Source organism: Yokenella regensburgei, assembly GCF_051486985.1.
Taxonomy (GTDB): Bacteria; Pseudomonadota; Gammaproteobacteria; order Enterobacterales; family Enterobacteriaceae; genus CBFFRJ01.
This window is the reverse complement of sequence record NZ_JAHVDV010000031.1, coordinates 25,710-48,909: the sequence shown is the minus strand read 5'-3', so window position 1 is coordinate 48,909 and position 23,200 is coordinate 25,710. Positions and strand designations below refer to the sequence as shown.

The window sequence follows — 23,200 nt, the reverse complement described above, 5'->3', positions numbered from 1 at the left end:
ATAAAAAATTTACCCATGTTACTGTTTGGTTAAAATAAAAGCGGCAGGTGTTGCTTCTGTTACGTATTTACCGCTAATGAGGGCAAAGGGAGTAATTCCGCGCAATATTTGTTCAAAACAATCCGCCTGGCGCATTATTCCCTTGCCGCTCTTATGGTTACCTTAGGCGGGTTAGCCCAGGGTTTCGTCGGCAATGAGCACGACTTTACCAATATGACCGCTGGCATCCATTAACTGATGCGCCTCCCGGGCTTTCTCCAGGGGGAAGGTTTTGAATATCTGCGGTCTGACTGCGCCGGTTTCGATGAGCGGCAGTACCTTGTCACTCAGTGCCTTAATGATTTCTGCTTTCTCGGCAGGGGTGCGTGAACGCAGAGTGGATCCAAGGTGGGTCAACCGCTTGCTGAGCATGGGAAACAAATTTACCTCTTTTGCGACGCCACCGATGACACCGATCTGCACGATTCGACCATTCATCGCCGCTGCGGCGTAGTTTCGTGCAACGTAGTCGCCCGCCACAATATCGAGAATGATATCGGCACCCTGACCCTCCGTTGCCTGAAGCGTCGCCTCTACGAAATCCTCCTCTTTATAGAGGATAGCGACATCTGCCCCCAGCTTAAGGCTGGCCTCCTGGTGAGCTTGCGAACCGACAGTAGTGATAATCTTTCCGGCGCAAAAGGCTTTTGCCAGCATCGTAGCGGTGGTGCCAATCCCTGATGCGCCGCCGTGGATAAGAATCGTGTCACCCGCTTTGAACTGGCCGCGCTCGAACATATTTAACCAGACGGTCATGAAGGTTTCAGGCAGGGCGGCAGCTTCTGTCAGACTCAGACCTGGCGGTAGCGGCAGGGTGTTGCTTGCATCCGCCACGCAGTACTGCGCGTACCCACCGCCGGGAATCAACGCGGCGACATGGTCGCCCGGTTTGACCTTTTGCACATCCTTACCGGTCTGCACCACAATTCCGGCTACCTCAAGGCCGGGGATGTCTGACGCACCTGGCGGTGGCGCATAAAGTCCTTTGCGCTGCATGATATCCGGGCCGTTGACGCCTGCGGCGACAATGTGAATGAGCACTTCATTCTCTTTTGGCTGCGGCAGCGGGCGTGTGGTGGCCTGCAAAACCTCAGGCCCACCGGGCGCGGTAATTTCGATGGCGGTCATGGTTGAGGGCAGTTCCCCGTTTTCCCAGGACATGGTCTTCTCCTTACAATCAGTGAATCTTCAGCCATCCCGTTATGGATGCATTGCTAAAGACGGTGTCCTTAAAGATGGGTGCAGAGTGGCGCAAGCGCAAACCTGTCGCAGGGTTTCTCAAGCTGCGTGGACGTAAATAACCTGCGTTTTAACGATAAGCTCAGGGGGTGAACGGCAAAAATCGTGCATTTGAAAAAGAGAGAGCGGGCTGCCTTTGCCGCCAGTGAGTTTGAAAAAAGCGCCCGTGACCAGCCGGTGATGCCGGCTGGTCAGCTTCTTTATTTCAGGTGTGTTTTCAGTTCGTAAGCGGCCTGACCAAGCGCAGCCCGCACCGCCGGGACTTCGCTTAAGGCATTCAGCAGACCATAATCATGGATAAGCCCGTTATAACGCGTAACCGTGACGTCTACACCGGCAGCATCAAGTTTGCGGCCAAAAGCCTCGCCTTCATCGCGCAGCACGTCAAGTTCAGCTGTCTGGATAAGCGTAGGTGGCAGGCCCTGCAACTGCTCACGCGTTGCGCGCAGCGGAGAGGCGAGAATATTATTACGATCGCTCTCTTTTGTTGTGTAGGCGTCCCAGAACCACTTCATCATATTGCGTGACAGGAAATAGCCATTTTCATACTGGTTATAGGAGCCGGTATCAAAATGGGCGTCAGTGACGGGCCAGAGCATGACATTATAACGAATCTCAGGCGCATGATGCTGTTTAGCCTGAAGCGCCACGGCTGCAACCATGTTTCCGCCGACACTGTTACCTACCAGCGCCAGGCGTTTTCCGTCAACGCCAATTTCACTCCCGTGTTCAGATACCCAGCGGGTGGCGGCATATGCCTGATTAATGGCAACTGGGAAATGCGCTTCCGGCGATGGCGTGTAATTAACAAAGACCGCCGCCGCGCCCGAGGCTGTCACCAGGTCACGAACGAGGCGTTCGTGGGTCTCAAAATCCCCCAGAATCCAGCCACCGCCGTGGAAGAACATGAAAACGGGCAGGGTTCCTTGCGCATTCAGGGGCTTCACAATGTTTAGTGTCATTTCCCCCCCTTCAATATTTATTGTCCTTTCACTGACCTCTGCTGCAGGCAGTTTCGCGCCCTTCTGGGCATCGATGAGCACCTGGCGCGCTTCCTGCACAGAGCGTTGTTCAATCGGCTTACCTCCGCTGCTATTCAGCACATTCAGGAACTGCTGAACGTGATGTTCAGGTTGCGGTTGAGCGGCAAAGCTATTGATCGAAACGGCTGCCATTGCAGCAGTCAGTAACGCTGACTTGAATTTCATCGTCATACCCTTTTTAAATTTTGTAATATTAAATAGTGCACTATATAAATGGGCGGCATACTCAGGTATTCCTGCCCTGATGCACCTGCTTTTAATGAAAGTGGATACCTGGTACGCCAGCATTTTCGCCACACTGACGGGCCAGGATAAAGCCCCGGCCAGGTGAGTGACCACGGGCTTTCTGGAGGGTAATCGCCAGATTCAGAGGCCCAGATCCGACAGACCAGGGTGATCGTCCGGGCGGCGTCCCAGCGGCCAGTGGAATTTGCGCTCGCTTTCTTTGATAGGCATGTCGTTGATACAGGCATAGCGATGGTGCATCAGTCCATCTTCACCAAATTCCCAGTTCTCGTTACCGTAAGAACGGAACCAGTTACCGGCATCATCACGCCATTCATAGGCGTAACGCACGGCAATGCGGTTATCCGTAAACGCCCACAACTCTTTGATCAGGCGATACTCAAACTCTTTTTTCCATTTGCGGGCAAGAAACGCTTCTGCTTCTTCACGATTGTTGGCGAACTCGGCACGGTTGCGCCATTTCGTATCCAGTGAGTATGCCAGCGAGACCTTTGCCGCATCGCGGCTGTTCCAGCCATCTTCGGCAAGACGCACTTTTTCAATGGCGGATTCGCGGGTGAAAGGCGGCAGTGGCGGACGAACTTCGCTATGGGACATGTTAAAGACTCCTGTGTATGTGGGTATACCCGCAAAAACGGGGTTTAGATACTCAGACATTAAGTTTCTGCCACTGTCCCGCAACGTCCCTTACGCGAAGGGGGATGAGGCCATCACCTCTCTATCTGAGCCGGTGAAGTCTTCCTCAACTACGTTAAAAATTATCTGGCCAGAGGTATTGCTTCTTGTCCATGCATTAATGGTAGAACGATCGTTCTACCTTCGTCAAGCGACTTATTAAAACAACGGTGAAATTTACGCCAGCAAAGGCCTCTGACGGGTGGAGAATCGCTTTCAGTTTCCAGGAAAATTTAATTAAAACAATTGGTTATTTCGTAATGGGGATTCATTTTTTTATTGATGGTGTTCGGGCTAACACCGTGGGTTTAAATTTTCCCGGCCTGTCAGTGTGCCTGTGGTCAAAGATTAAACAGGGGAATTACGGGCGACTGGAAAGGCGGGGCAGGTAATAGCGCGTAGATTTCGGAAAATAAGGCTCGGGATTGTCACCAGCCGGACGAGGGCGGCAGAGCAGAAATAACATCTTCTCTGCCATGCGCAAAGTAACAAAAGCCGGAGTTGTGAAGAGAGGGAGTATTGCCAGAACTACAAAATGTCTCCCCGGCCAGGCTAGTGACCGGGAAGCTGTTAATACCTGAACTCAGGTCAGGCTCAGACGCCCGTTAAGAAACCTGCTCCAGTAACAGTTGCGCTATCTCTCTGGCATCGTCGGCGGCACGGTAATCGCCCATCACACGAGAGATGGTGATAGCACCTTCCACCAGCAGCAGCAGCTTTCTGGCGAGGGAGGACGCGTGGTCAATATTCAGCTGACCGGCAAGCTCAAGGGTGTAGTCGAGTAACTTTTGTTTGTGCATCCTGGCAATCTGGCGAACAGGATCGCTGCTGTCACCCACTTCCCCCGCCGTATTGATAAACGCACAGCCACGGTAGCCGTCTGACTCAAACCAGTCCCGGAGTACGGTGAATATATTCAGGATCCGCCCCTGTGGGGTCTCCGCTTTGTCGCACTCTGCCCGGAACCACGCCATCCAGCGTACATCACGGGCATTCAGCGCGGCGGTAGTCACTTCTTCTTTGTTGGCGAAATAGCGATAAATGCTCTTCCGGGCAACGCCTGAGGTTCTTACCAGAAGATCCATACCGGTGGCATGAATGCCGTTCTGATAGATGAGATCCTCGGCGGTGGCGAGAATTTTTTCTCGCGTAGTCGTAGTGGTGGTGTTCTTGTTCATAGAGTGATGGTAGAACTGGCGTTCTCCTTGGTCAAGTATCAGACAGTCCGGGGGTGACTCGGGATGAGGGTCACGTCAAAACTGAAGCTGACTGTAGAGCGTTACCTCATGGGAGACAATCAGTTTCCTACCCCTCCTCTGAGAAAACCTTCAGCGTGGTCAGGCTCTCGTTCTGTTTCTGAAGGCTGCCACTTTCATGCGGTTGCCACAGGTCGCCATGCTGCACCAGCGGCGGCGATGTGATTTGCTCAGATCATGGAACAGCAGAATGCAGTCGTGGGCTTCACACTGACGTACAAATTCGAATTTATCGTCCGTTATCAGCCTCACCAGGGCGTCGGCGACAGGCCAGAGAAGGCCTGAGGGGTGATGGCAATCAGGCTGAACGTCGACCTGGTACTGCTGCCTGTCCGGAGACCATTGCAGGTTGGTCATCGGGCGTCCTTCCACAAGTATCGCGTTAATGACATGCACATCAGCTGCAACAGCCTGCATCGCTGCCTCTACGACCCTCCTTGCTGCCTGCCTGAACTGACGCGCTGCTGCCAGTAATCCGGGCGGTGCTTCCGTGCCTTCAGATACCACACCTGCCATGACAAGCCAGTCGGTGACGCTGCGATCGTCTACCAGGCAATCATGCCGTGCATCGCCGGTACCGTATTCAGTATTGATGAAATCCAGCGCGAGGTTATCCGCGAGGAAGAGAGGCCGGGAAGCAGTGAGTTGGTTGTCCATATCAATCCGTAACCTATAAATTAATTTTGACAGGTTACCAAATTTATGTGTAACCTTCAAATAAGCAATTTAACGGTTACATAGGGGTTATCATGGTATTATCAACATCCACACTTCGTTCTGCTGGTGAAGCGGCAAAGGTCCATTACCGCGTGAAACAGACGGGTGATGTGAAGATTTTCTATCGCGAGGCAGGCGACCCGGCTTCGCCGACACTGCTTATGCTCCACGGCTTTGCGGGCTCTTCCTTCATGTTTCGTGATCTGATTTCTCGCCTCGCCGACCGCTATCATCTTATCGCGCCAGACTTGCCCGCTTTTGGTTTTACAGAGGCCCCGCCGCGGGGCGAATATGCTTATACATTCAGCCAGCTTGCAGAGACCATCAACCTGTTCACGCAGGCACTTAATCTTGAAAGCTATGCGTTGATGGTTCACGATTACGGCGCCCCTGTTGGCTGGCGGCTGGCTCTGGCACATCCGCAGCGGGTAACAGCCATCATTTCCCAGAACGGCAACGCCTATGAAGAGGGGCTGGGCGATGCCTGGGCACCTATTCAGACCTACTGGCGCGAACCGACGCCCGAAAACCGGGAGGCGTTACGCGGATTCCCGACGCCGGACTCCATTAAATGGCAGTACCTGGAGGGCGTTGCGGATAAAAGCCTTGTTTCACCTGATGGATATACGCTTGAAGGGGCGCAAATAGTGCGGCCTGGCAATGCTGAGATTCAGCTTGATCTGTTGCTGGATTACGCCTCGAATGTGCAGATGTATCCTCTTTTCCAGACCTATTTCCGTGATTATCAGCCACCGTTGTTAGCCGTATGGGGCAAAAACGATCCCTTTTTCCTGGCAGCAGGGGCTCAAGCATGGAAACGCGATCTTCCTGATGCAGACATTCAGTTCTTTGATACCGGACATTTCGCCCTCGAGACTCACGCAGAAGAAATAGCCGTTAAAGTGCGTGATTTTCTCGACAGACATCTGTGCGAGCAGGAATAACGCCGCTTCGGGCTGCGCGACGTTTAAGCAGGAAGTACAGCCTGAACCAAAGGAATAATGAAGGGCGTGAGTGACCAGCACTATTATTCAAAGTGTACCTCATGCCCAGTTCATGCCGAAAATAAGGCAACGTATTTCAATATTATCTGACGCAGAGGAATAACAATGTCACTGACAGCAGGTGTGCAACATATTGGCTTAGCTGTATCAAATCTTGAGGCAAGTGCGGCGTTTTTTACCAAACTGCTGGGCTGGGAGGAAGTAAAACGGCGTGAGGATTATCCCGCTATTTTTGTAAAAGATGAAGCACTGATGCTGACGCTCTGGAAAACACAAACTGAGGCCCCCGTTAGCTTTGATCGTAAAAAGAATGTCGGCCTTCATCATTTAGCGTTGCGGGTTAATAGTAAGGCGGATTTATACAGAATCCTTGATATTTTAAAAGCAAATCAGATAGAAATTGAATTTGAGCCAACTCTTATCAGAGAGGGGCCCTCAATGCATATGATGTGTTATGAGCCAAGTGGGATAAGAGTTGAATTTTACTGTTCAGATGAGCGGAATGGATAACATTATTTATTACTCTGCTGCTGCCCATTACGTGAGAGCCTGATGCCTCCCTCACTCAACCGTAAGACAGCGGTTTGCATGGGGGATGAATGAACGACGCCAGAGGAATACGAGTCACGTGGTTTATCGAGGCGTCCTTGCCTCTTCTGGCACTCCTTGTCAGGCCAACATAGTCTGTTTATCTGACGTTATTCAGGCGCATTGACCTGGGTGAGGACCGCTCCGTCTTCTCCGAGAAGCTGGAGTTTAAGCACTTCACTTTTAATCAGCGGCAGAGGAACCATATTAGGCTGACCACTGTTGCCAACATAGTCAGTGCCGGTTGCTTTCAGAAAGTAACGGACACTCATTTTGCCGCTTTCCAGCGATTTCGAAATGGTGCGAGCCAGTGTTTCGTCGGTGGCCGGAATAAAGCTGATGCGCTCCGTTTTAGACAGGTCGATAGCGCAGTTAGTATGTTTTTCGTAGCCGGTCTGTTCGTTGAATAAAAATTGCTTGCTGTCGCTGTTTACCCAGACCTGAAAACCTGCAACGCCTTTTGGATGCGCGGAGCTCTGATCGTTCGCTTCAATGTAGCGGGTGATAAACACGTTATTTGGTTTTCTGTCGTTGTGGATTAACGTCAGGGTAAAATAGTCGCTGACCTTCGTATCGGTCATGGCATCAATTTTTGCACGCATGCTGTTGATGAAGTCGGTTCGCTCGAAGTGTTCTTCTTTCTTCATCAGCTCTTGTGGCGCAATCAGGAAAGCGTAGTTCTCATCGGGTGAGGTACCAGAAACTTTTTTATATAACCCCAGGCATTGCAGGTTGGTATTAATGGCAGTGAATGCTGCGTCAGCAGGAATGTCGGGAGTTTTATTGACCGCTTGCGCCTGCTGTTTATGTTGGTCAGCAGGGGGAGTATTTTTTACCTCCTCTTTATTATCACAACCTGCAAGAAACAGGGCGGCAGTTAACAAAGATACCGTAGTAAAAGTTTTGGTCTTCAACGTCTTCCTCACTTTAAAATTAACCTACTTAAATTTCCATCTGACAAGTGACGCTCAATAAATGAGCATCTCTCAACCCGTAAAGACATCATTATGTAAAGCTCATGCTGAATAATTTACGCCCGTAACTAATGCGGCACTGATTTATCGGGGAAGTGGGTTCAGCGCTTGAATGTCTGTTTTTGCAATGTTGTTTTTAAGGCAAGCATTGTACTACGCAATTGTCATACTGCTACCTGCCATATTTTTCCCCTCTTTGCAAAAGCCGCACTGCGTAAAGCAACGGTTTCGGTACGCGGAGCGGCGCTAAAGCCCCTGGGCCTGACGCTGCTGTTCCGCGGTACGCCAGCAGGGAGATGAGTCTCATGTTTGTAAGTGCTGAGCATGGAATGACTGCATTAACAACGCTCGGGGAGATCGAGTGCTGCAAGAATGGCCGTTTCCATTTTTTGCGGGGAGGTGAAGGGGGCAAAACGCCTGAGCGGTGTACCATCGCGTCCAATCAGAAACTTAGTGAAGTTCCATTTGATTCGCCCGCCCGGCAAGCCAGGTAATTCGTTTTTAAGATAACGAAACAGCGGGTGCGCTGCGGTTCCGTTTACCTCTACTTTTCCGAACATCGGGAAACTTACACCGTAATTAATGTGGCAGGTCTGGGCGATGTCATCGGCGTCGCCGGGCTCCTGCTTACCAAACTGGTTGCAGGGAAATCCCAGCACCACCAGACCCCGGGCGGAATATTTTTTGTACAGCGCCTCAAGGCCGCCATATTGCGGGGTGAAGCCGCAATGGCTGGCGGTATTAACCACCACAACGACCTTGCCTGCGTAGTCGGCCATAGAGATAAGCTGGCCGTCCAGTGTGATCGCCGTAAATTGATGAAAAGTCTTCATATTATGGTCCTCAATTCCCCCCGTTCGACCGAGATGCTGCTGCATGGCGCGATACAGGTGGGCACAGTATTCATGGGGGCGATGCTACGATTCCGCTCTTTCCTGAGGCTTCGAACGCTACGATCTTCCCTGCTTTGCCTGGGGCATTTTCCGCTGTTCTCAGCGGCAAAGAGTCGTTAACCCCGGTCTTAAATCCCTGAGCCGCTATACTGACCAGTGCAGCTGCATTTTTTAGACGAGGCTGAGCCCGAAAAATTACCTCATACCTACCTTACTTGTTAGCAGGAGAGCAATATGCAGAAGAGTAAAACCCTGAAAGGGCTGATTGCCTTATCGGCAGTAGCCGCATTGTTCAGCACTGCAAGCGTGCAAGCCCAGACGCAGACGAATGCAGCGCAGAGTAACGTCGCAGGTCAGGCAGAATCGAGCACTAAGCTTAGCGCCGGCGACGCAAAAGCGTTAAAAGATATGGCCCAGGCCAATATCAATGAAATCGCTGCCGCGAAGATTGCGCAGGAGAAGGCGCAAAGTAGCGAAGTTAAAGCCTTCGCGGAGCAAATGATCAAAGACCACGGCGACGCGCTGACCAAAGTACAGACGGTCGCCCAACAAAAAGGGGTGGAACTACCGACTGAGCCGGACGCCACCCACAAGACCATGGCCGCTAAACTGGAAAAACAGAGTGGCGAGGCCTTTGACAAAATGTATATGGAAAATGCCGGTACCAAAGATCACAAAATGGTGCTATCGACCCTGAAAAGCGACGCTACAAAGATCAAGGATCCGGATGTGAAGGCGCTGGCCGACGCGCATACGCCTGTCGTTGAGCAGCACCTGAAGTCTGCGCAGCAGATGTCGAAGTCAGCCGATAAGTAATACGTTATTCGACAGGCACAGAATCTGCGCCCTGGACTGCGAGATTAAAGCGCATAGCAGGCAGGGCGGGATCGTTGCATGTTGCATAATGACTGTCGTTCCTGACCGCAGGTTTGCTGACGACTGCATTAACGTAAGGCCGCCATAAGAGAGGCGGCAGGACGAGACATTGCGAAGGACCGCATTTGGTTTAACACAGGCCTGGATAAATCAGCCGTTATGGCGGGCATTCCACTCTTCGCGGGTAATTTCCCATAGTTCGGAGTCAAGCAGACCACTCACATAGGCTTTCTTTTCCGTCCGAATAAGACGCATACCGCTACTGACTGAAATACGCTGGGACCGGCTGTTGTCTGCTGCTTTCGGCGCGCGCAACACTGGCTTATTCAGGGTATTAAACCAGTAATCGGTTGCGGCAATACTTGCCTCACGCATATAGCCCTGCCCCTGATATTCCGGTGCCAGCCAGAATCCGCGGTTATTATCCTCAACGTCGTAAAGACAGATTAGCCCCATGAGCTCGTCAGGCGTTTCACGACATCTGATGGTCCAGAACCAGGCCACGCCTTTTGCCATATCAGGAAGCGCGACGTTATTGACGTAATTCTCTGCGCCATTATCCGGGTAAGGCCAGGGTACTGAGGCGACCATATATCGAACCACCTCCCAGTGTGGGTAGCGTTTTTGAATCTGAACAGCATCCTCTGGGACAAGCGGCTTAAGTAAAAGGCGTTCTGTTACGAGAAGAGGGATTGTCATCGATATATTTCCTTATGTTTATTCCATTCTGTTCAACCCGGGATTCACTACCCTATGACTCTCTTCTGTCAGGGTATACGAGCGGAGACTGCGGTCAACAGGCGTCAGATTTATCGATGCTTCGGCTGACGTGCTCTGTCTTTTCGCCGTGGCATGATCCACGCCTGTTTTGTGCGAGCGAGGCCCTGGCGGCAGCGGTAAACCCCACGGCGGTATAAACCGGGCCTCTCAGGCGGTTACCTGTTAACTGCCGCTTAGCGCCAGAGTGTTGGGTCGGGCCATTCCCGCCAGTGCGGCGTTAGCATTATCGTTCATTCCTTTTGGCGTAACTATCAGGCCAGCAGTAAAGGTTAACGCCTGGTACCTAAGATCCTTGTGGCAATCGCTTTTGCACTCTTGAGCTTTACCTTTCCTGCCTCGGAATGCGTGCTGGATTCAAAGGTTTCAAAGTAAAGGTCGATGTTTTCTGCGGCTTTTTCTATAAATACCTGCGGGAGTTGCGAGCAAATAGACTGAAAAATTATTTCATAAGCTAAAGCACGGCACTGCAGGTCATCAATCACTTCTTCGACTGGCTTCATAACCTCTCCTTGATCAAGGCGGTGATACTCGCTGATAAACAGAAAACTTTCGAAAGCGAGTACCTGGGCGACAGGAATATTTAATGTAGCTGAATAAGTCTGACTTGACAGCATTCGCGCTATTTCAGCGAAAACCAGGTCGCCTCAGAGCGGCGAAAAGAGCATCACCAGGCTGTGGTTAACGAAGCCCGCCCGGGATGCTAAACCTTAAACTATCGCTATGACCACGCGCCAGAAACATAGCGGCGGGTCGGGAATCACACTGACGAGTCCGACTATAGTGGCTTGCCAACGCGCGGAGCGTAAACGGGTACCCAGGACGATGCTCGTGGGGTTTAAAAATCACCCCGTCAGCTACCTGTTTTCTCTGAAAGTTACCTATCGACATTTTAATAAATCTACAATTTTGTATGCCTCTTTTTCGTACATATTGCATCGAATAACTTCCAGCGAGGTAGGGCGACTAAAATAATAGCCCTGTGCAATATCACAATTGTATTTTTTTAATTGTAACAGCTGCTCCTGTGTTTCAACGCCTTCTGCAGTGACTTCCATGTTATAGTCTTTACTTATGCCAATGATTTTTTCAACTATATTTTTTGCAGTTTGTGAGTCATTCATGGCAAAGATGAACGATTTATCAATTTTTATTCCATGAAAAGGAAAACTATGCAGGTGGTACAGAGAGGTAAAACCTGTACCGAAATCATCGATAACTAATCTGATACCCATCTCTTTCAATTCCTGCATTATCTGCAATGCGCGCTCCGGTTTGCATAATGTGATGTTCTCGGTGACTTCCAGTTCGAGGCGAGATGAAGATAAACTGGAAGCCATTAGGGCTTTTTTAATTCTGAGAATTACATCACTGGTTTTAAATTCCAGGGGCGAAATGTTAACTGAAAGGCTAATTTTATCAAAAGTCTGGGCGACTTCCTTGCAGGCATTTTCAAGTACCCAATCGGTAATAGAGGTTATGATACCCGTTTCTTCAGCCAGAGAGATAAACTGATCGGGCATAATGACTCCATGCCGGGGATGCCGCCAGCGCACCAGGGCTTCCACTGAGGTCATGCATGACTTCTTGATATCAAATTTAGGTTGGTAAACCAGAAACAGTTGGTCTTTCTCTATTGCTTCACGTAAATCACTTTCCATTTCCCTGCGCTGGATAATTTGCTTGAACATATCAGATTGATAGATTTCATAGGAGTTCCCGCCTTTGTTTTTCGATTTATACAGGGCGATATCCGAATAGATTAATAAATCGTTAGCTGTCAGGGCATCCTGCGGCGAACGTGCACAACCGATATTCACACCTACAAATATTTGGTTATTATAGACATGATAAGGTTTACTCACCGAATCAATAATTCTCTGACAAAGAGCATCAATATCATTATCCTGGCTGGGGTCAGATACAATAATGATAAATTCATCTCCTCCCTGGCGTGTCACCATGTCTGAATCACTTAAGCAATGGCGTAACCTGTCAGCCACTTCGCTGAGAACGATATCGCCTGCGGCGTGGCCGTATAAATCATTGACTGATTTAAAATCCGTAAGATCCAGACTCAACATTACCAGCGAATTACCCGCTTCGCTTCGGGATTGTAATTTACCTGTAAGAAATTCCTGCATCATTACGCGATTAGGCAGTCCCGTTAATGCATCATGATGGGAGAGAAAGCGAATACGCTCATTCGCTTCCACCTCATGGGTGACATCAGAGGCGGTACCACGAAAGCCCATTGTGCCATCCGGCAACCGTGCTCTCTTTATAGTTAAGTTACAGTAGCGGTTATTGCCCGTCGCGGAAACGTAACGGCAATGAGACAAAGACAAACAGTTACCTGATTGGGTTGGCGTCAGCCAGCCTTTGATTGTGGCATGGTTATCTTCAAAAAAGTCTATTAAGCTTCGCTGAAGCCACTCATTGATACTGTAGCCAGTAATTAATGGGAAGCGCGCAGAAATCCATGTAATCTTTAACGAAGGGTTAGCTTCCCATATCCAGTCAGTCGTTGCATCGACAACGTCTTTAAAGCGTTGCTCGCTATATAATAATTCAGAGCGGCTTTGTTCCAACAAAAATGTCTGTTCATCATTCAAACGTGCTTTCATCATAGCCTTACGGGTAAGATGTAAGGCGAAGAGCGCAGCAGTGACCATGAAAAGAATCAGCAGAGGGATAACCCAGTAAAGTAAATGCTCAGAAGGGGATTTGCTCTGCCACGCAACCGTTAAGCACTCTTCAATATCTGAGGTGCAAATCTTACTCTGATTCAATATGGGATCCGCAGCGTGTGCTGATATTAAATGGAGATCGGTAATGCCGTATTCATCTCCAAGTTTCTGCATTTTCACTGGAGTTAATATGTCGAAAAAAATCATCAACGTATTTTTTTGATTAATATAAGACTCGAATTTAATGTTTTCACGCACAATCCATGCTGCTGCCACTAATGCAACCTGGCCATTAATATTAATCAATTTTGAAATGGTTTTTCCCTTACTTTCATCAAGGGCAGCGAAAAGGCTCCGGGAAATATCTTTTCCTAACCATTTATCCATTGGTACTGTACTCAGTTGCCCATTCTGTATGCTATACTGAGTTTTCCCATCTGGAGATAAAATAAAAACACCTTCGTAGTTAAATTTTGAGTAAAGAGAACTACCAAAATTTTGCTCATTCCAGGCCCAGTTTTTGTTCACGGTGCTTGAAAGGTTATCATAAGCCTCATTCCAGTTTGCATTATCTGTTAAATGCAAACGTAAATTTTCCTGGCGATTATCAAGGGATTTTGTTATTAAATGAGACTTTTCATTATAATCATAGTGATTTAAATCTTTTTTTATCTGAACAAGCGTGAGAATTATGGTTAAAAATATAAATATCATTAAACCCGGGATGAGTAATGTAATTTGCTGGAGTATCTCTTGAGTTTTGCCATCCAGCGAGGGTGGCGTTCTATTATCGAATAAGCTCATGATTAGACCTTGAATTAATGACTCATGAATCCCAAAAAAGTATCTTTGCTTGTCTTATAGAAATCTTAAAAAAGCTTACCAGGCATATAGTTGTGACTCTACTCATTCAAACTATCGTTAACGTTATAAAGTCGCACGGGTGCTGAGTGGTGTGCCGGCCACTATGGTAAATACTGCGCCTGGTAAGAAACGTTACTATAAAGAAGGCCTTAGAGTCGCTTCAGTGAAAATTAAAACCATTTTTATACCCTCCGGTTAAGGAGGGTATAAATATTAAAAGGATTCCCAGTCAGTCCCGGCGCTCGTCACTGCTGCAGGTCGCAGGGAACGTCTGACAGGCAAGGCGGATTTAGGTTTATTTTTTTGCGGTTCAGTGCCAATTTTGAATACTGAAACCAATTGAGAAAGCTGTTCGGCCTGTTGCTCAAGAGATAATGACGCTGCTGATGACTCCTGGACCAGGGCAGCATTTTGCTGGGTAGTAGAATCAAGCTCGGTGACAGCTTTCCCTATCTGGTCAATACCTCTGCTTTGCTCATCTGAAGCATCGGAAATTTCATTCATAATGCCGCTGACATTCGTAACCGATTCGACAATTTGCTCCATAGTCGAACCAGCCTGATTAGCCATTTCGGAACCAAGATGCACGCGATTGACTGACTCTTTGATCAGAACTTCAATTTCTTTCGCAGCCTGCGAGCTTCGCTGCGCAAGATTTCGTACTTCTCCGGCCACCACCGCAAATCCGCGACCTTGCTCTCCCGCGCGCGCTGCCTCGACTGCAGCGTTCAATGCCAGAATATTCGTCTGGAATGAAATGCTGTTAATAACATTAATGATATCTGTAATTTTATTAGAACTTTCAGTGATGGTTTCCATTGTGCTGACCACATCCCAGACAATTTTTCCACCAGCGCGAGCATGTTCGGCGGCGACCCCGGCAAGCTGGCTTGCCTCACGGGCGTTATCAGCATTACGTCTGACCGTAGAGGTCAACTCTTCCATACTCGCAGCCGTTTCGACCACTGCCGCTGACTGCTCTTCCGTACGGGAAGCGAGGTCAACATTGCCAGCCGAAATATCAGAAGAGGCGCTGGCGACGTGGACAACAGATTCTTTGATTTGGGCGATCATTTCCCGGAGCTTATCGTTCATTATGCCCATCGCGATGGTTAACCGCCCAAGTTCATCTTTCGACTGAGGCTCAATAATCGCAGTGAGATCGCCCCCGGCTATGCGTTCAGCAAGCGTCAGGTTATGTTTGATCTGGCGGGTCATCTGCCTTGTCAACAGCCAGGCCACGAGCAGTCCAGTTATTACTGCGCAGACGGCAACCAATGCCATGGTTAACATTACGTTTTGAATGACATCAATATTTTTTTGTGTTTGCCCTGCAACAAGATCGGTCGTAATTGTGTTTATTTTATCAGCCACACCTGTTAACACCGTAGCTGCTTTCTGGGATTCAATTAAGGAATGACTATAGGCCTCTACGTTTTCACGCATGAGCTTGAGATACTTTAACGCCTGTTCCTTTGCCGGGAGAGAAAGGACGATGTTTTCAGAATTTATCAACTTTAATGCAGCATTGTACTCCGTCATAAAGTCGTCCATCCCACGTTTCCCGGTGGAGGACTGTATCTCATACACGGACATTCCCATCTCATTCAAATCGACAAGTAACGACACTTCATCTTTAGAAATGCTTTGCTGCTGGAACAGGAGGGCACTGTATTGAACCAGTGGTGCTTTCGAATCCTGTGAGGTCAGTTGCGCTGCTTTTTGCTTTGTCAGGGAGTCTAACTGTACAAAGCTGTCACGCTGACTGGCGTAAAGAGGGATGGTATCGCGCAGTTCCTTAAATAAGATCCCTGCATCCTTATCCCAGGTGAAGTTTTGACCCTTAAACGCAATTTGATCCATTTTGCGGATGGCTGCTATATTATTCTGCAGGGCCGCATCTTCATGATTAAGCTGGTATATCAAACGATTACGTCTTGCCGTGTTCAGTTCGTCACTAATTTCATTAATGAGTTTTCCCTTAAGGGCATGATTGCGGATGGTGTCAGACTGAACAATACTGATCAAAGAAGAGAGTACGATAATAATTATTAAAACCGTAAAGCCACCAAATAGTTTAGCAGCCACAGGAAGGTTTTTTAGAGATGGTAGTAGCTGAGCCATAGAGGGTTCCTCGTTAAAATACCTGGTTTTCTTTAATTATCTTTATGTTACGGAAACTTTCACTCTACTGTTTCGCGTAGTGTAAATGCTGGGTCTAATATTCATTATGAATTGACTCATCTTGTCATCGGCCGTGTTTGATAAAACATTAATATTATCTGTAAGAAGCATGATGCAAGGTTTGTTTCTTTTAATATTTTTTTCTGTATTGCATAATATATGTGATCTGTTTAACACTCAGTAAATGCCACCCTGATAATAATTAGCATGAGAAGGGTGTTAACCTTAAAAACATCTCAATGATAATACTGTCAATCATTCTCGCAGCGAACATTTCCGGTCAATTGCAAAAGTCCCTGTTCAAATCTTCCGATATTTCGTCTCTTTACTATGAGTGGCTACAATCACCGTTAACATAATGGCGTTCTGCCTGGAGCACACGACTGTTCCTGAGCAGACAGAGCGACACCCAGGTGAAGTTATTACTTAAAAAATCTATCTTTTTGATATCTATCATAAATACACCCAGATTGTTGTCGGGTGTCCATGACCGATAACCCCTTGCATTCTCAGATGATAAACACCGGAATCACGCTTTGCACAGTGTTCGCATACTTTTGCACTATAACGAAAAAATTAAATCAGCCAGCTTTCCTGGAAAAGTAAACTTAAATTAAATTATTTTGGTGCATGTAAAAAATAACATTCATGTCGCAAACAGATAATAAAGGCCTGGTTATTGAAATCAAGCAAAAACGGCAGTATTTTTTAATTGCTTATACATCAATTCAGAACCGCAATAATGCAGGGCTGATTATGAGCAAACCTTAATTTTACCTTAAGAAATTAGGTCGCCACCATGATTTTTAAGCGTAGTGTGAGCCCCGAAGATTTAATTTTAATGCAAACGGTAAAGGAATTGCTGCTGGAAGAAAATCTTACTCATAGCGAGCTAATAAATAGCATCGTCAGTAAAATGCAGGTGTCATTAAATGAAGAACACCGTAAAACCTGCTCATCCTTGATCCGTGACATCTGGATATCTCAGGCGTTCAACGCAGAAAAGGAATCCAGTAAGGGTTCTCTATCCGGGAATAACAGGCTTGTAAACATAAAGCGTGGAGCCTTCAACCCGAAACAATGAATACAACCGGGAGCAAGGTAGCTTCTTATATATCATTTAACTTAAGGTGCAGAGTTATAGGGCAGGTAATGTCGCTTGCCCTTTTTTATGAAATACCTGGCTGTATGCCTGCTTAATAACAGCGTATAAGTGCATCACACTCCGCCGCTGGCAACACCTGGCGCGTAAAATCTGAGCTGTTTCTTTGCTTTTACGCAGGAGTGTTGTTTGCGGTCGCGGTTTTGCTGGCGTGATTAGCCAGGCCCCTCACTTCCCGCTGCCAGCAGCGGAACCAGCACATCGCTAACCGGAACTGGAATGCCATGAGCATGACCGTAGCGTTGTATCACGCCGTTACGGATATCCCATTCCATCGGGCGATTAGCCTGCCGGTCGGCCAGAATCGAGGTGCCTAAATCGGCGGGGGCGCGTTGAAAACCCTCTATGATCTCCTCCACGATACGATCATCCAGTACCGCCCCTTCTGCGCGAGCTACCGCCAGACACTCATGCAGATAAGCGTGGGCAAGCGTGCTGACGTCCTCGCGGGAAAACATACCGGCACGGCGATTTGCCAGAACCATCAGGCCGGCTACCGCATTTTGTAAAAGCTTGCGCCAGGCCACAGAACAAAAATCGTCGGACAGCTCAACGCTGCATGAGGTGCCGCTCAGGGCCTCTGTCACCCGTTTTGCCTGCGGAACATTCGGTAACGTCAGACGCGGTTTAGCGCGTAGCCAGACCGATGCATCAGGTTCACGCTGAGCCGGAAACCAGACCACCGACGGCAGTACCGTTGCGCCATTGACCAACCCTGCAAGTTGAGCTTTTTGTTCAACACCATTTTGCAAAGCGCAGACCACCGTATTTTCATCGCATAAAACGCACAGCCACCTGGCAGTGTCGGCGTTCTGAGTCGTTTTTACCGCCACGAAAACCAGGCTCATGGGGTGTTTGATGGTTGCGGGATCGGTTAACACCGGACCGGGAACAACAATTTCGCCTTCATCATGACGCAAGACTAATGTTGAATGCGCGGAGCGTCCGCAAAGTAGCGGCGTCCGGCCTGCTTCATGCAGTACCGCCGCGATAGTGGTCCCTATCGCACCCGGTCCAATCAGCGCAGTGGCTGGAAAGTCTGACATTGAACCTTCTCCTGATCTGCTATGCCATGGTCAAACAAGAGATGAACCACTGGCAGATGCCCGGCAGAGGGCGTTTGTAATGTGGCCTCTGTTGCGTATAACCCGTTTCAACTTTTTCAGGCGTAAGTAAGGCTAACCATATCTGAAAGTGTAGGGGAGAATGACAGCCTTAACGCTCTGTCAGAGCATATTTTATCTTTTAATAGCAGGAGCACGGCGTGGGGGATTTTATTTTCGGATCAAAAATGCCCAGAACGTAACGTCGCAGGGGAGGGGTAATAATGCATAAGCACGATTGAAAACGTAGCGGCAGAGACGCCAGTGGGTGACTCTTTTTAACGTTATGGAACTCTTTTTTTGCAGTTTCAGGACCAGGTCTGATTAACCGGTATTAAAACAAGCTATCCGCATGATAATGGCGTATGCTTAGGTTTAATGTAACCAATCAACCTTAACCGTGAATATTATCTAATTTCATTCGTATATTCATGGCGAATTGCACTTTAGTCCACATGATTATGCCTGATGATGAATTCTCATTTACTCCTTGGGTTGTTAAGAATATATCTTAAACAAGGGGTTGGCGTGAAAAATGAGAATGTAATAATTGGCGAAGCGATAGAGTTCCTGCTCAGTACACGCCCACGCGAAGAATTTAGTAGGGAAGCATTAATTGAGCATTTGAAACGTCAGTACGCCCAAAAATATGAATCCAGCGCATCGTTAGAAGAAATTGAACTTTATGAGCGGGCGCTTAAGTCGGTTATGTTTACAAAAAAATGAATGGCACGTCGAAAATAAGGCAAGGATTTTATTTTTACGACGTTATTATGTCAGCTTTCAACTATTACCTTTTTATAGAAGAAAGATTGCTAGTCATAGAGTCTGGCAAAAACATCCGCTTCGCTATAACCTACCTGATGTCGTGAAAAACCATAATCTGAGAAAGATGAGCGTCGTCTGGAATGCAGGATCTTATAGATAAACGGGTACCACAGGCCGAGCATAGCGCGCCATGTGGGGTATCTTTGTCTGCACTGAAGGTAGTAAAAATAAATTTCTTACAGTTACAGACCGGACATGTAAATTTAATGTTAGGAATAAATTTCTCCTCGCTGTTGCGTTATCACTCATTGTATCACTTCGCTTTTTGCTTAAAGGATATATCGAAGGAAAAATATACCACTGACATCCATAAATTTTGTCAGCTCTGGCAAAGACACCCTGGCAGGACGACGATCATGAGCACGGGTAAAAATGCATTGTCAGCGTTAAGGTATTAAAAAACCCGCAATAAGCGGGCTTTATGATTATCAGCAGAGCGTAATAAGGGGGCCTTAGACAGGACCGGTTTTTCACCTCTACACGATAACAGGGTCTTGCTTACAGCGCGGTAACGTTAGCCGCTGCCGGGCCTTTTGCACCATTTTCAATGGTGAAAGAAACCTGCTGACCTTCATCCAGAGTTTTAAAGCTATCACTTTGAATAGCAGAGAAATGTACGAATACATCTTTGCTGCCATCGTTAGGGGTGATGAAGCCAAAACCTTTATCGGAGTTAAACCATTTTACTAAACCAGTCATTTTATTAGACATAGATACTTCCTTAGTTGATGAGCCACGCGAGGCGGCGATGATGGCCTGTAATAAAAGAGTTACTTACTTGGCGCTTAGGAGAAGGCTCACGAAGAAGAGTATCTTTGGATAACACTTGAACTGAGGACTGCTTTACTAAAACTGCGTTCATAAGGTCTGTATTCCAAACCGGTAACGTCATTAAGGCACAGTAATTTTTATTTAGCAATGTTTAACTTTTTTTATTTTAACCGCTCACACGCCCGGATGGCTAAATGTCTGTCGGTTTCTCGCGGTGCGCTTAACATCCGCTTTGTCTATGCTTTTAAGTTTTTACTTAACCTTACGAAAAAACGTCTGGATGCAGTGACTGTTATGAGAGGTATATATTTGCCGCTACCGGTCCGCTAAGACCATTGATGCGGCAAAACTCAACGCGAATGCCTGGCAGGAGTTGTTCTGATTCACTGGTATTGAAAGCTGAAATATGCAGAAGAACGTCTTTTCGACCATCTGATGGGGTGATGAGCCCTTTACCACTGAGGCTGTCAAAGCTTTTGACAATGCCTGTCATTTTACGAGACAACGATGTTCCTTTTATGTAAACCCGGAACAACTATACGCTAAAATTAATACATTGCTACTCTTTAGCTTTTTATAAGCCAGGTCGCCTGACCAGTTGCCGAAAAAATTTGTTCGATCGGTCACGAAAGAGAGTGAACAACATTGCCAGATGAGTCGATTACTGAATCATTCATCTTTACACCTGGCATGAACGTTCTGTCAGAAACGTGGGGCAGATTTAAATAATTTATTGCAGTATGGGCAGACAAGCTGGGCACCTTTCTGAACCCGGCTGAAGCTATGTTCAGAATCTTTGGCACAGTTAGGGCACGGGCATTTTACTAAATGGTTACGGCGGGTTAATGCGTCTTTACGTCCGGACATAGGCAACTCCTGATATGAGGGGGGCCTACCATACACGTTTAATCAGGCTACTGCTTAGATTTATTAACCTCTGGGTCATATTTAAAAATGCAAGACCTTTCGCCAGGCATGTGTCATTGGCCCAGCGTCGCCTGGTATATAAACAGCCACGTCGTTTTGTTCTGGCGGATTTTCTACCAGCCACGTAACTCGGGGTTGATGCCGTGCAAGGGCAATATACCTTTTCTTAAAACCGGTGAAGGTCGATTGCCGCTACTGGTAAGCAAGGTCAAATTCTTACGGCAGCAGCCACTCTTTTAGAAGAACGATCTTCATAGCCGATAACCGAAGCCTGCATTCAGAAATGTTGACGGCTACTGACTGAAAATCAATGAGGCGTTTTTACGCTCAGGGAGTATAACTGGCGGCAGTGGAGGCGAGTAACCGAGGTGTGATGCTTATAAACAGCAATCTGCGGTAATTGCGACCAATCAGACCTGGTTGTTGCCTTGAATAACGTACCTGCCAGGCCTTAAGAAGAAGATAACCTGCCATGTTTCTTTAAAACTGATAACCCTGATAAAATTGTGCCCTACGAGAGTACTGAATGTCCCACGCGCCGAACATCCAACCTGATTTAAAACATATGTTCAGATGAAAATAGATTCAGCGTAAAACTATGTAGTTTCTGGGGGACGAAAAATCCTTTTCCTCGATCCACCTGTAATAACCACAGGAAGGGGCAGAATAATTATTCAGGAAACATCCTAATTTCAGGTAAACGGTGCGGTGATGAACTGACCTTGCAGATCGTGAGAAGGTAAACAGCACGTCAAAGTGATCGAGAATATCAGGACATATTCTGAAGTAATGTATGGTCAAAGCGAGAGAAAGGCGTCTGGCAAAGGGAAATGATCGTAAAGCGAAGAGGGTGTAAGAAAGAGAAGTGGGGAGAAAAAAACGCTCCCCACTAAAAAAATCAGATTGCGAAATCTTCGAGCTTTTTGCCTTGTTTAATCGCGGCAGTAATTGCTTTTGGCGTACGACCCTGGCCTGTCCAGGTTTTCTCGCTGCCATCTTCATCAATATACTTATATTTAGCCGGACGCGGCTCACGCACTGACTTACGCTTGGTAGTGGTGGTTTTCAGAGAAGAAAGAAGTTCAGTTGGATCAATACCTTCTTCCAGCAATTTCTGACGGAACGCAGCCAGTTTTGCTTCTTTCTCTTCAAGTTCGCGCTTCTGTGAAGATTCTTCTTCACGACGCTCTTCAACAATAACAACCAGTTTTTCTAGCATCTCTTCGAGAGATTCAAGAGAAACTTCGCGAGATTGCGCGCGAAGGGTACGAATGTTGTTAAGGTTTTTTAGTGCTTCTGACATCACATTACTCCTTGTCCTGGAAATTAAAATCTAACAAAACAATTTTTAGTTATTATTGAGTAAAAATCAATACCACAATAGAGAGTAATTCCGCTATACCGCATTATTTTTTTACTCATGCTCAGTTTTTAGCATCACGATATATTTTTTGCAGAGCGATATCCGAGTGCAGAGGTATAAATATGATACCGCGCTCCATAAAAGCGCAGCCTGATGCTTATATCCTGCAATTTCGTAGGTCTTTTCCGTCATTATGTGAGCGAGCGAGAAATTTTTTGTGCCTCAGGCTAAAAAATTTTGCGTTTTTGGGTGCTATTTTTATTGGTGCGTTGTGGGTGATGATACGCCTTGCGCATGTGCAGGCAAGAAAGGCGGCGTTGTGCACGCTACCTTCGCCGCTTCGCTATGGCGGAATAATGATACATTTTTTTCCAAAGCTGAAGATTGCCATCTGGCGACGTTACGTCGTGCGTAAGGTGAAACACATTGCAGAGTAAAAGTGTTTTGCACGTTAAGGCCAAACGGAGTTTTCGTTGTAACATCGGTTTCTTTGTAAACACAAGACTGCATGTTATTTATGCAGTCTGTTTTTGGCGCGAGAAAAGGCGTTACGCTGTGTGAATGACGGTAGCGGAAATGAGAATAATGAATAACGGGCAAATGATTGACTGGATTTATAACTTAGATTTGCGCTGTTTCCAGATTGCGATGGCGTCATTGATGTTGTGGGTGACGATATCGCCTACTTTTTCGTCATTCAGGTAAACGTCATAGTGGTCCTGATTGAACCTGAAGACAATTATTTCCCCCTGATAACGGACCCGTTTCTCCTTGACCGTAATGCCTCGGCTGCGCATAGCGATTTTTGCGATGGGGTCTACTTTCCTGTCTTTCATGTGGTGATCGATGAGCCTCTTATTATCATGTGTCGTATCCGGGCTGGCGCGCAGGCGTCATGATATTAATTTTATATGCCCGGCGAGAAAAGACCATTAATGTAAAAAGAGTATGGCAAAGAAAAATAGTGCCTGCTGATGTAAA

The 23,200-nt window shown here is 47.4% G+C and carries 22 protein-coding genes; 5 read left to right on the top strand and 17 right to left on the bottom strand.

What is annotated here, in order from left to right; translation table 11 throughout:
- Nucleotides 1-171 precede the first annotated feature (171 nt).
- The 5 genes from KXR87_RS18925 to KXR87_RS18905 all read right to left on the bottom strand — a co-directional run bounded on the left by KXR87_RS18925 (nucleotide 172) and on the right by KXR87_RS18905 (nucleotide 5,155).
- Complete coding sequence (locus KXR87_RS18925) at nucleotides 172-1,200, bottom strand: NAD(P)H-quinone oxidoreductase (protein WP_437433756.1); 1,029 nt, start codon at nucleotides 1,198-1,200, stop codon at nucleotides 172-174.
- Nucleotides 1,201-1,478: 278 nt separating this feature from the next.
- Nucleotides 1,479-2,486, bottom strand: a complete 1,008-nt coding sequence (locus tag KXR87_RS18920) for an alpha/beta hydrolase (RefSeq protein WP_437433755.1) — start codon at nucleotides 2,484-2,486, stop codon at nucleotides 1,479-1,481.
- A gap of 201 nt (nucleotides 2,487-2,687) precedes the next feature.
- On the bottom strand, nucleotides 2,688-3,164 hold the full coding sequence (locus KXR87_RS18915) for a DUF1348 family protein (protein WP_437433754.1): 477 nt from the start codon (nucleotides 3,162-3,164) through the stop codon (nucleotides 2,688-2,690).
- Nucleotides 3,165-3,847: 683 nt separating this feature from the next.
- Nucleotides 3,848-4,420 carry a TetR/AcrR family transcriptional regulator gene (locus tag KXR87_RS18910; RefSeq protein WP_437433753.1) on the bottom strand — a complete coding sequence of 191 codons (573 nt, stop codon included), beginning with the start codon at nucleotides 4,418-4,420 and terminating at the stop codon, nucleotides 3,848-3,850.
- Between the two features lie 159 nt (nucleotides 4,421-4,579).
- The gene (locus tag KXR87_RS18905; protein ID WP_437433752.1) at nucleotides 4,580-5,155 is read right to left on the bottom strand and encodes a CGNR zinc finger domain-containing protein; all 576 of its coding nucleotides are present in this window, start codon (nucleotides 5,153-5,155) and stop codon (nucleotides 4,580-4,582) included.
- Between the two features lie 92 nt (nucleotides 5,156-5,247).
- On the opposite strand from KXR87_RS18905, the gene KXR87_RS18900 reads away from it, so the two are divergent.
- Both KXR87_RS18900 and KXR87_RS18895 read left to right on the top strand, forming a co-directional pair.
- The gene (locus KXR87_RS18900; RefSeq protein ID WP_437433751.1) at nucleotides 5,248-6,159 is read left to right on the top strand and encodes an alpha/beta fold hydrolase; all 912 of its coding nucleotides are present in this window, start codon (nucleotides 5,248-5,250) and stop codon (nucleotides 6,157-6,159) included.
- A 165-nt stretch (nucleotides 6,160-6,324) separates the two neighbouring features.
- A complete protein-coding gene (locus KXR87_RS18895) occupies nucleotides 6,325-6,729 on the top strand; it encodes a VOC family protein (RefSeq protein ID WP_437433750.1) in 405 nt (134 codons plus the stop codon).
- Between the two features lie 188 nt (nucleotides 6,730-6,917).
- Here the strand turns inward: KXR87_RS18895 and KXR87_RS18890 are convergent, their stop codons facing one another.
- Nucleotides 6,918-7,721: a hypothetical protein gene (locus tag KXR87_RS18890; RefSeq protein WP_437433749.1), complete on the bottom strand. Its 804-nt coding sequence runs from the start codon at nucleotides 7,719-7,721 to the stop codon at nucleotides 6,918-6,920.
- Between the two features lie 398 nt (nucleotides 7,722-8,119).
- Nucleotides 8,120-8,614, bottom strand: a complete 495-nt coding sequence (locus KXR87_RS18885; protein WP_437433748.1) for a glutathione peroxidase — start codon at nucleotides 8,612-8,614, stop codon at nucleotides 8,120-8,122.
- A gap of 294 nt (nucleotides 8,615-8,908) precedes the next feature.
- Here KXR87_RS18885 and KXR87_RS18880 point away from each other — a divergent pair, with 294 nt between their 5' ends.
- Nucleotides 8,909-9,490 (top strand): DUF4142 domain-containing protein, encoded by a 582-nt coding sequence (locus KXR87_RS18880; protein ID WP_437433747.1) that lies wholly within the window; start codon nucleotides 8,909-8,911, stop codon nucleotides 9,488-9,490.
- Between the two features lie 210 nt (nucleotides 9,491-9,700).
- On the opposite strand, the gene KXR87_RS18875 is transcribed toward KXR87_RS18880, so the two are convergent.
- From KXR87_RS18875 to KXR87_RS18860, 4 genes are all read right to left on the bottom strand, one after another.
- On the bottom strand, nucleotides 9,701-10,249 hold the full coding sequence (locus KXR87_RS18875; RefSeq protein ID WP_437433746.1) for a GNAT family N-acetyltransferase: 549 nt from the start codon (nucleotides 10,247-10,249) through the stop codon (nucleotides 9,701-9,703).
- Nucleotides 10,250-10,599: 350 nt separating this feature from the next.
- Complete coding sequence (locus KXR87_RS18870; RefSeq protein ID WP_437433745.1) at nucleotides 10,600-10,830, bottom strand: hypothetical protein; 231 nt, start codon at nucleotides 10,828-10,830, stop codon at nucleotides 10,600-10,602.
- A 378-nt stretch (nucleotides 10,831-11,208) separates the two neighbouring features.
- A complete protein-coding gene (locus KXR87_RS18865) occupies nucleotides 11,209-13,821 on the bottom strand; it encodes a bifunctional diguanylate cyclase/phosphodiesterase (RefSeq protein ID WP_437433744.1) in 2,613 nt (870 codons plus the stop codon).
- A 273-nt stretch (nucleotides 13,822-14,094) separates the two neighbouring features.
- Nucleotides 14,095-16,005, bottom strand: a complete 1,911-nt coding sequence (locus tag KXR87_RS18860) for a methyl-accepting chemotaxis protein (RefSeq protein WP_437433743.1) — start codon at nucleotides 16,003-16,005, stop codon at nucleotides 14,095-14,097.
- An 859-nt stretch (nucleotides 16,006-16,864) separates the two neighbouring features.
- Between KXR87_RS18860 and KXR87_RS18855 the strand changes: the two genes are divergently transcribed.
- Nucleotides 16,865-17,149, top strand: coding sequence for a hypothetical protein (locus KXR87_RS18855; RefSeq protein WP_437433742.1), 285 nt, complete (start codon nucleotides 16,865-16,867; stop codon nucleotides 17,147-17,149).
- A 233-nt stretch (nucleotides 17,150-17,382) separates the two neighbouring features.
- Here the strand turns inward: KXR87_RS18855 and KXR87_RS18850 are convergent, their stop codons facing one another.
- Complete coding sequence (locus KXR87_RS18850; protein ID WP_437433741.1) at nucleotides 17,383-18,273, bottom strand: oxidoreductase; 891 nt, start codon at nucleotides 18,271-18,273, stop codon at nucleotides 17,383-17,385.
- Between the two features lie 525 nt (nucleotides 18,274-18,798).
- Between KXR87_RS18850 and KXR87_RS18845 the strand changes: the two genes are divergently transcribed.
- On the top strand, nucleotides 18,799-19,056 hold the full coding sequence (locus KXR87_RS18845) for a hypothetical protein (RefSeq protein ID WP_437433740.1): 258 nt from the start codon (nucleotides 18,799-18,801) through the stop codon (nucleotides 19,054-19,056).
- Between the two features lie 600 nt (nucleotides 19,057-19,656).
- Here KXR87_RS18845 and cspE read toward each other — a convergent pair.
- The 5 genes from cspE to KXR87_RS18820 all read right to left on the bottom strand — a co-directional run bounded on the left by cspE (nucleotide 19,657) and on the right by KXR87_RS18820 (nucleotide 23,055).
- On the bottom strand, nucleotides 19,657-19,869 hold the full coding sequence (gene cspE / locus KXR87_RS18840; protein WP_437433739.1) for a transcription antiterminator/RNA stability regulator CspE: 213 nt from the start codon (nucleotides 19,867-19,869) through the stop codon (nucleotides 19,657-19,659).
- Between the two features lie 352 nt (nucleotides 19,870-20,221).
- Nucleotides 20,222-20,434 (bottom strand): cold shock-like protein CspF, encoded by a 213-nt coding sequence (gene cspF / locus KXR87_RS18835; RefSeq protein ID WP_437433738.1) that lies wholly within the window; start codon nucleotides 20,432-20,434, stop codon nucleotides 20,222-20,224.
- Between the two features lie 197 nt (nucleotides 20,435-20,631).
- Nucleotides 20,632-20,796, bottom strand: coding sequence for a YnfU family zinc-binding protein (locus KXR87_RS18830; protein ID WP_437433737.1), 165 nt, complete (start codon nucleotides 20,794-20,796; stop codon nucleotides 20,632-20,634).
- A 958-nt stretch (nucleotides 20,797-21,754) separates the two neighbouring features.
- A complete protein-coding gene (locus KXR87_RS18825) occupies nucleotides 21,755-22,159 on the bottom strand; it encodes an H-NS family histone-like protein (RefSeq protein ID WP_437433736.1) in 405 nt (134 codons plus the stop codon).
- A gap of 674 nt (nucleotides 22,160-22,833) precedes the next feature.
- Entirely contained in the window at nucleotides 22,834-23,055 is a 222-nt protein-coding gene (locus KXR87_RS18820; RefSeq protein WP_437433735.1) for a hypothetical protein, read from the bottom strand.
- Between the last annotated feature and the right edge of the window lie 145 nt (nucleotides 23,056-23,200).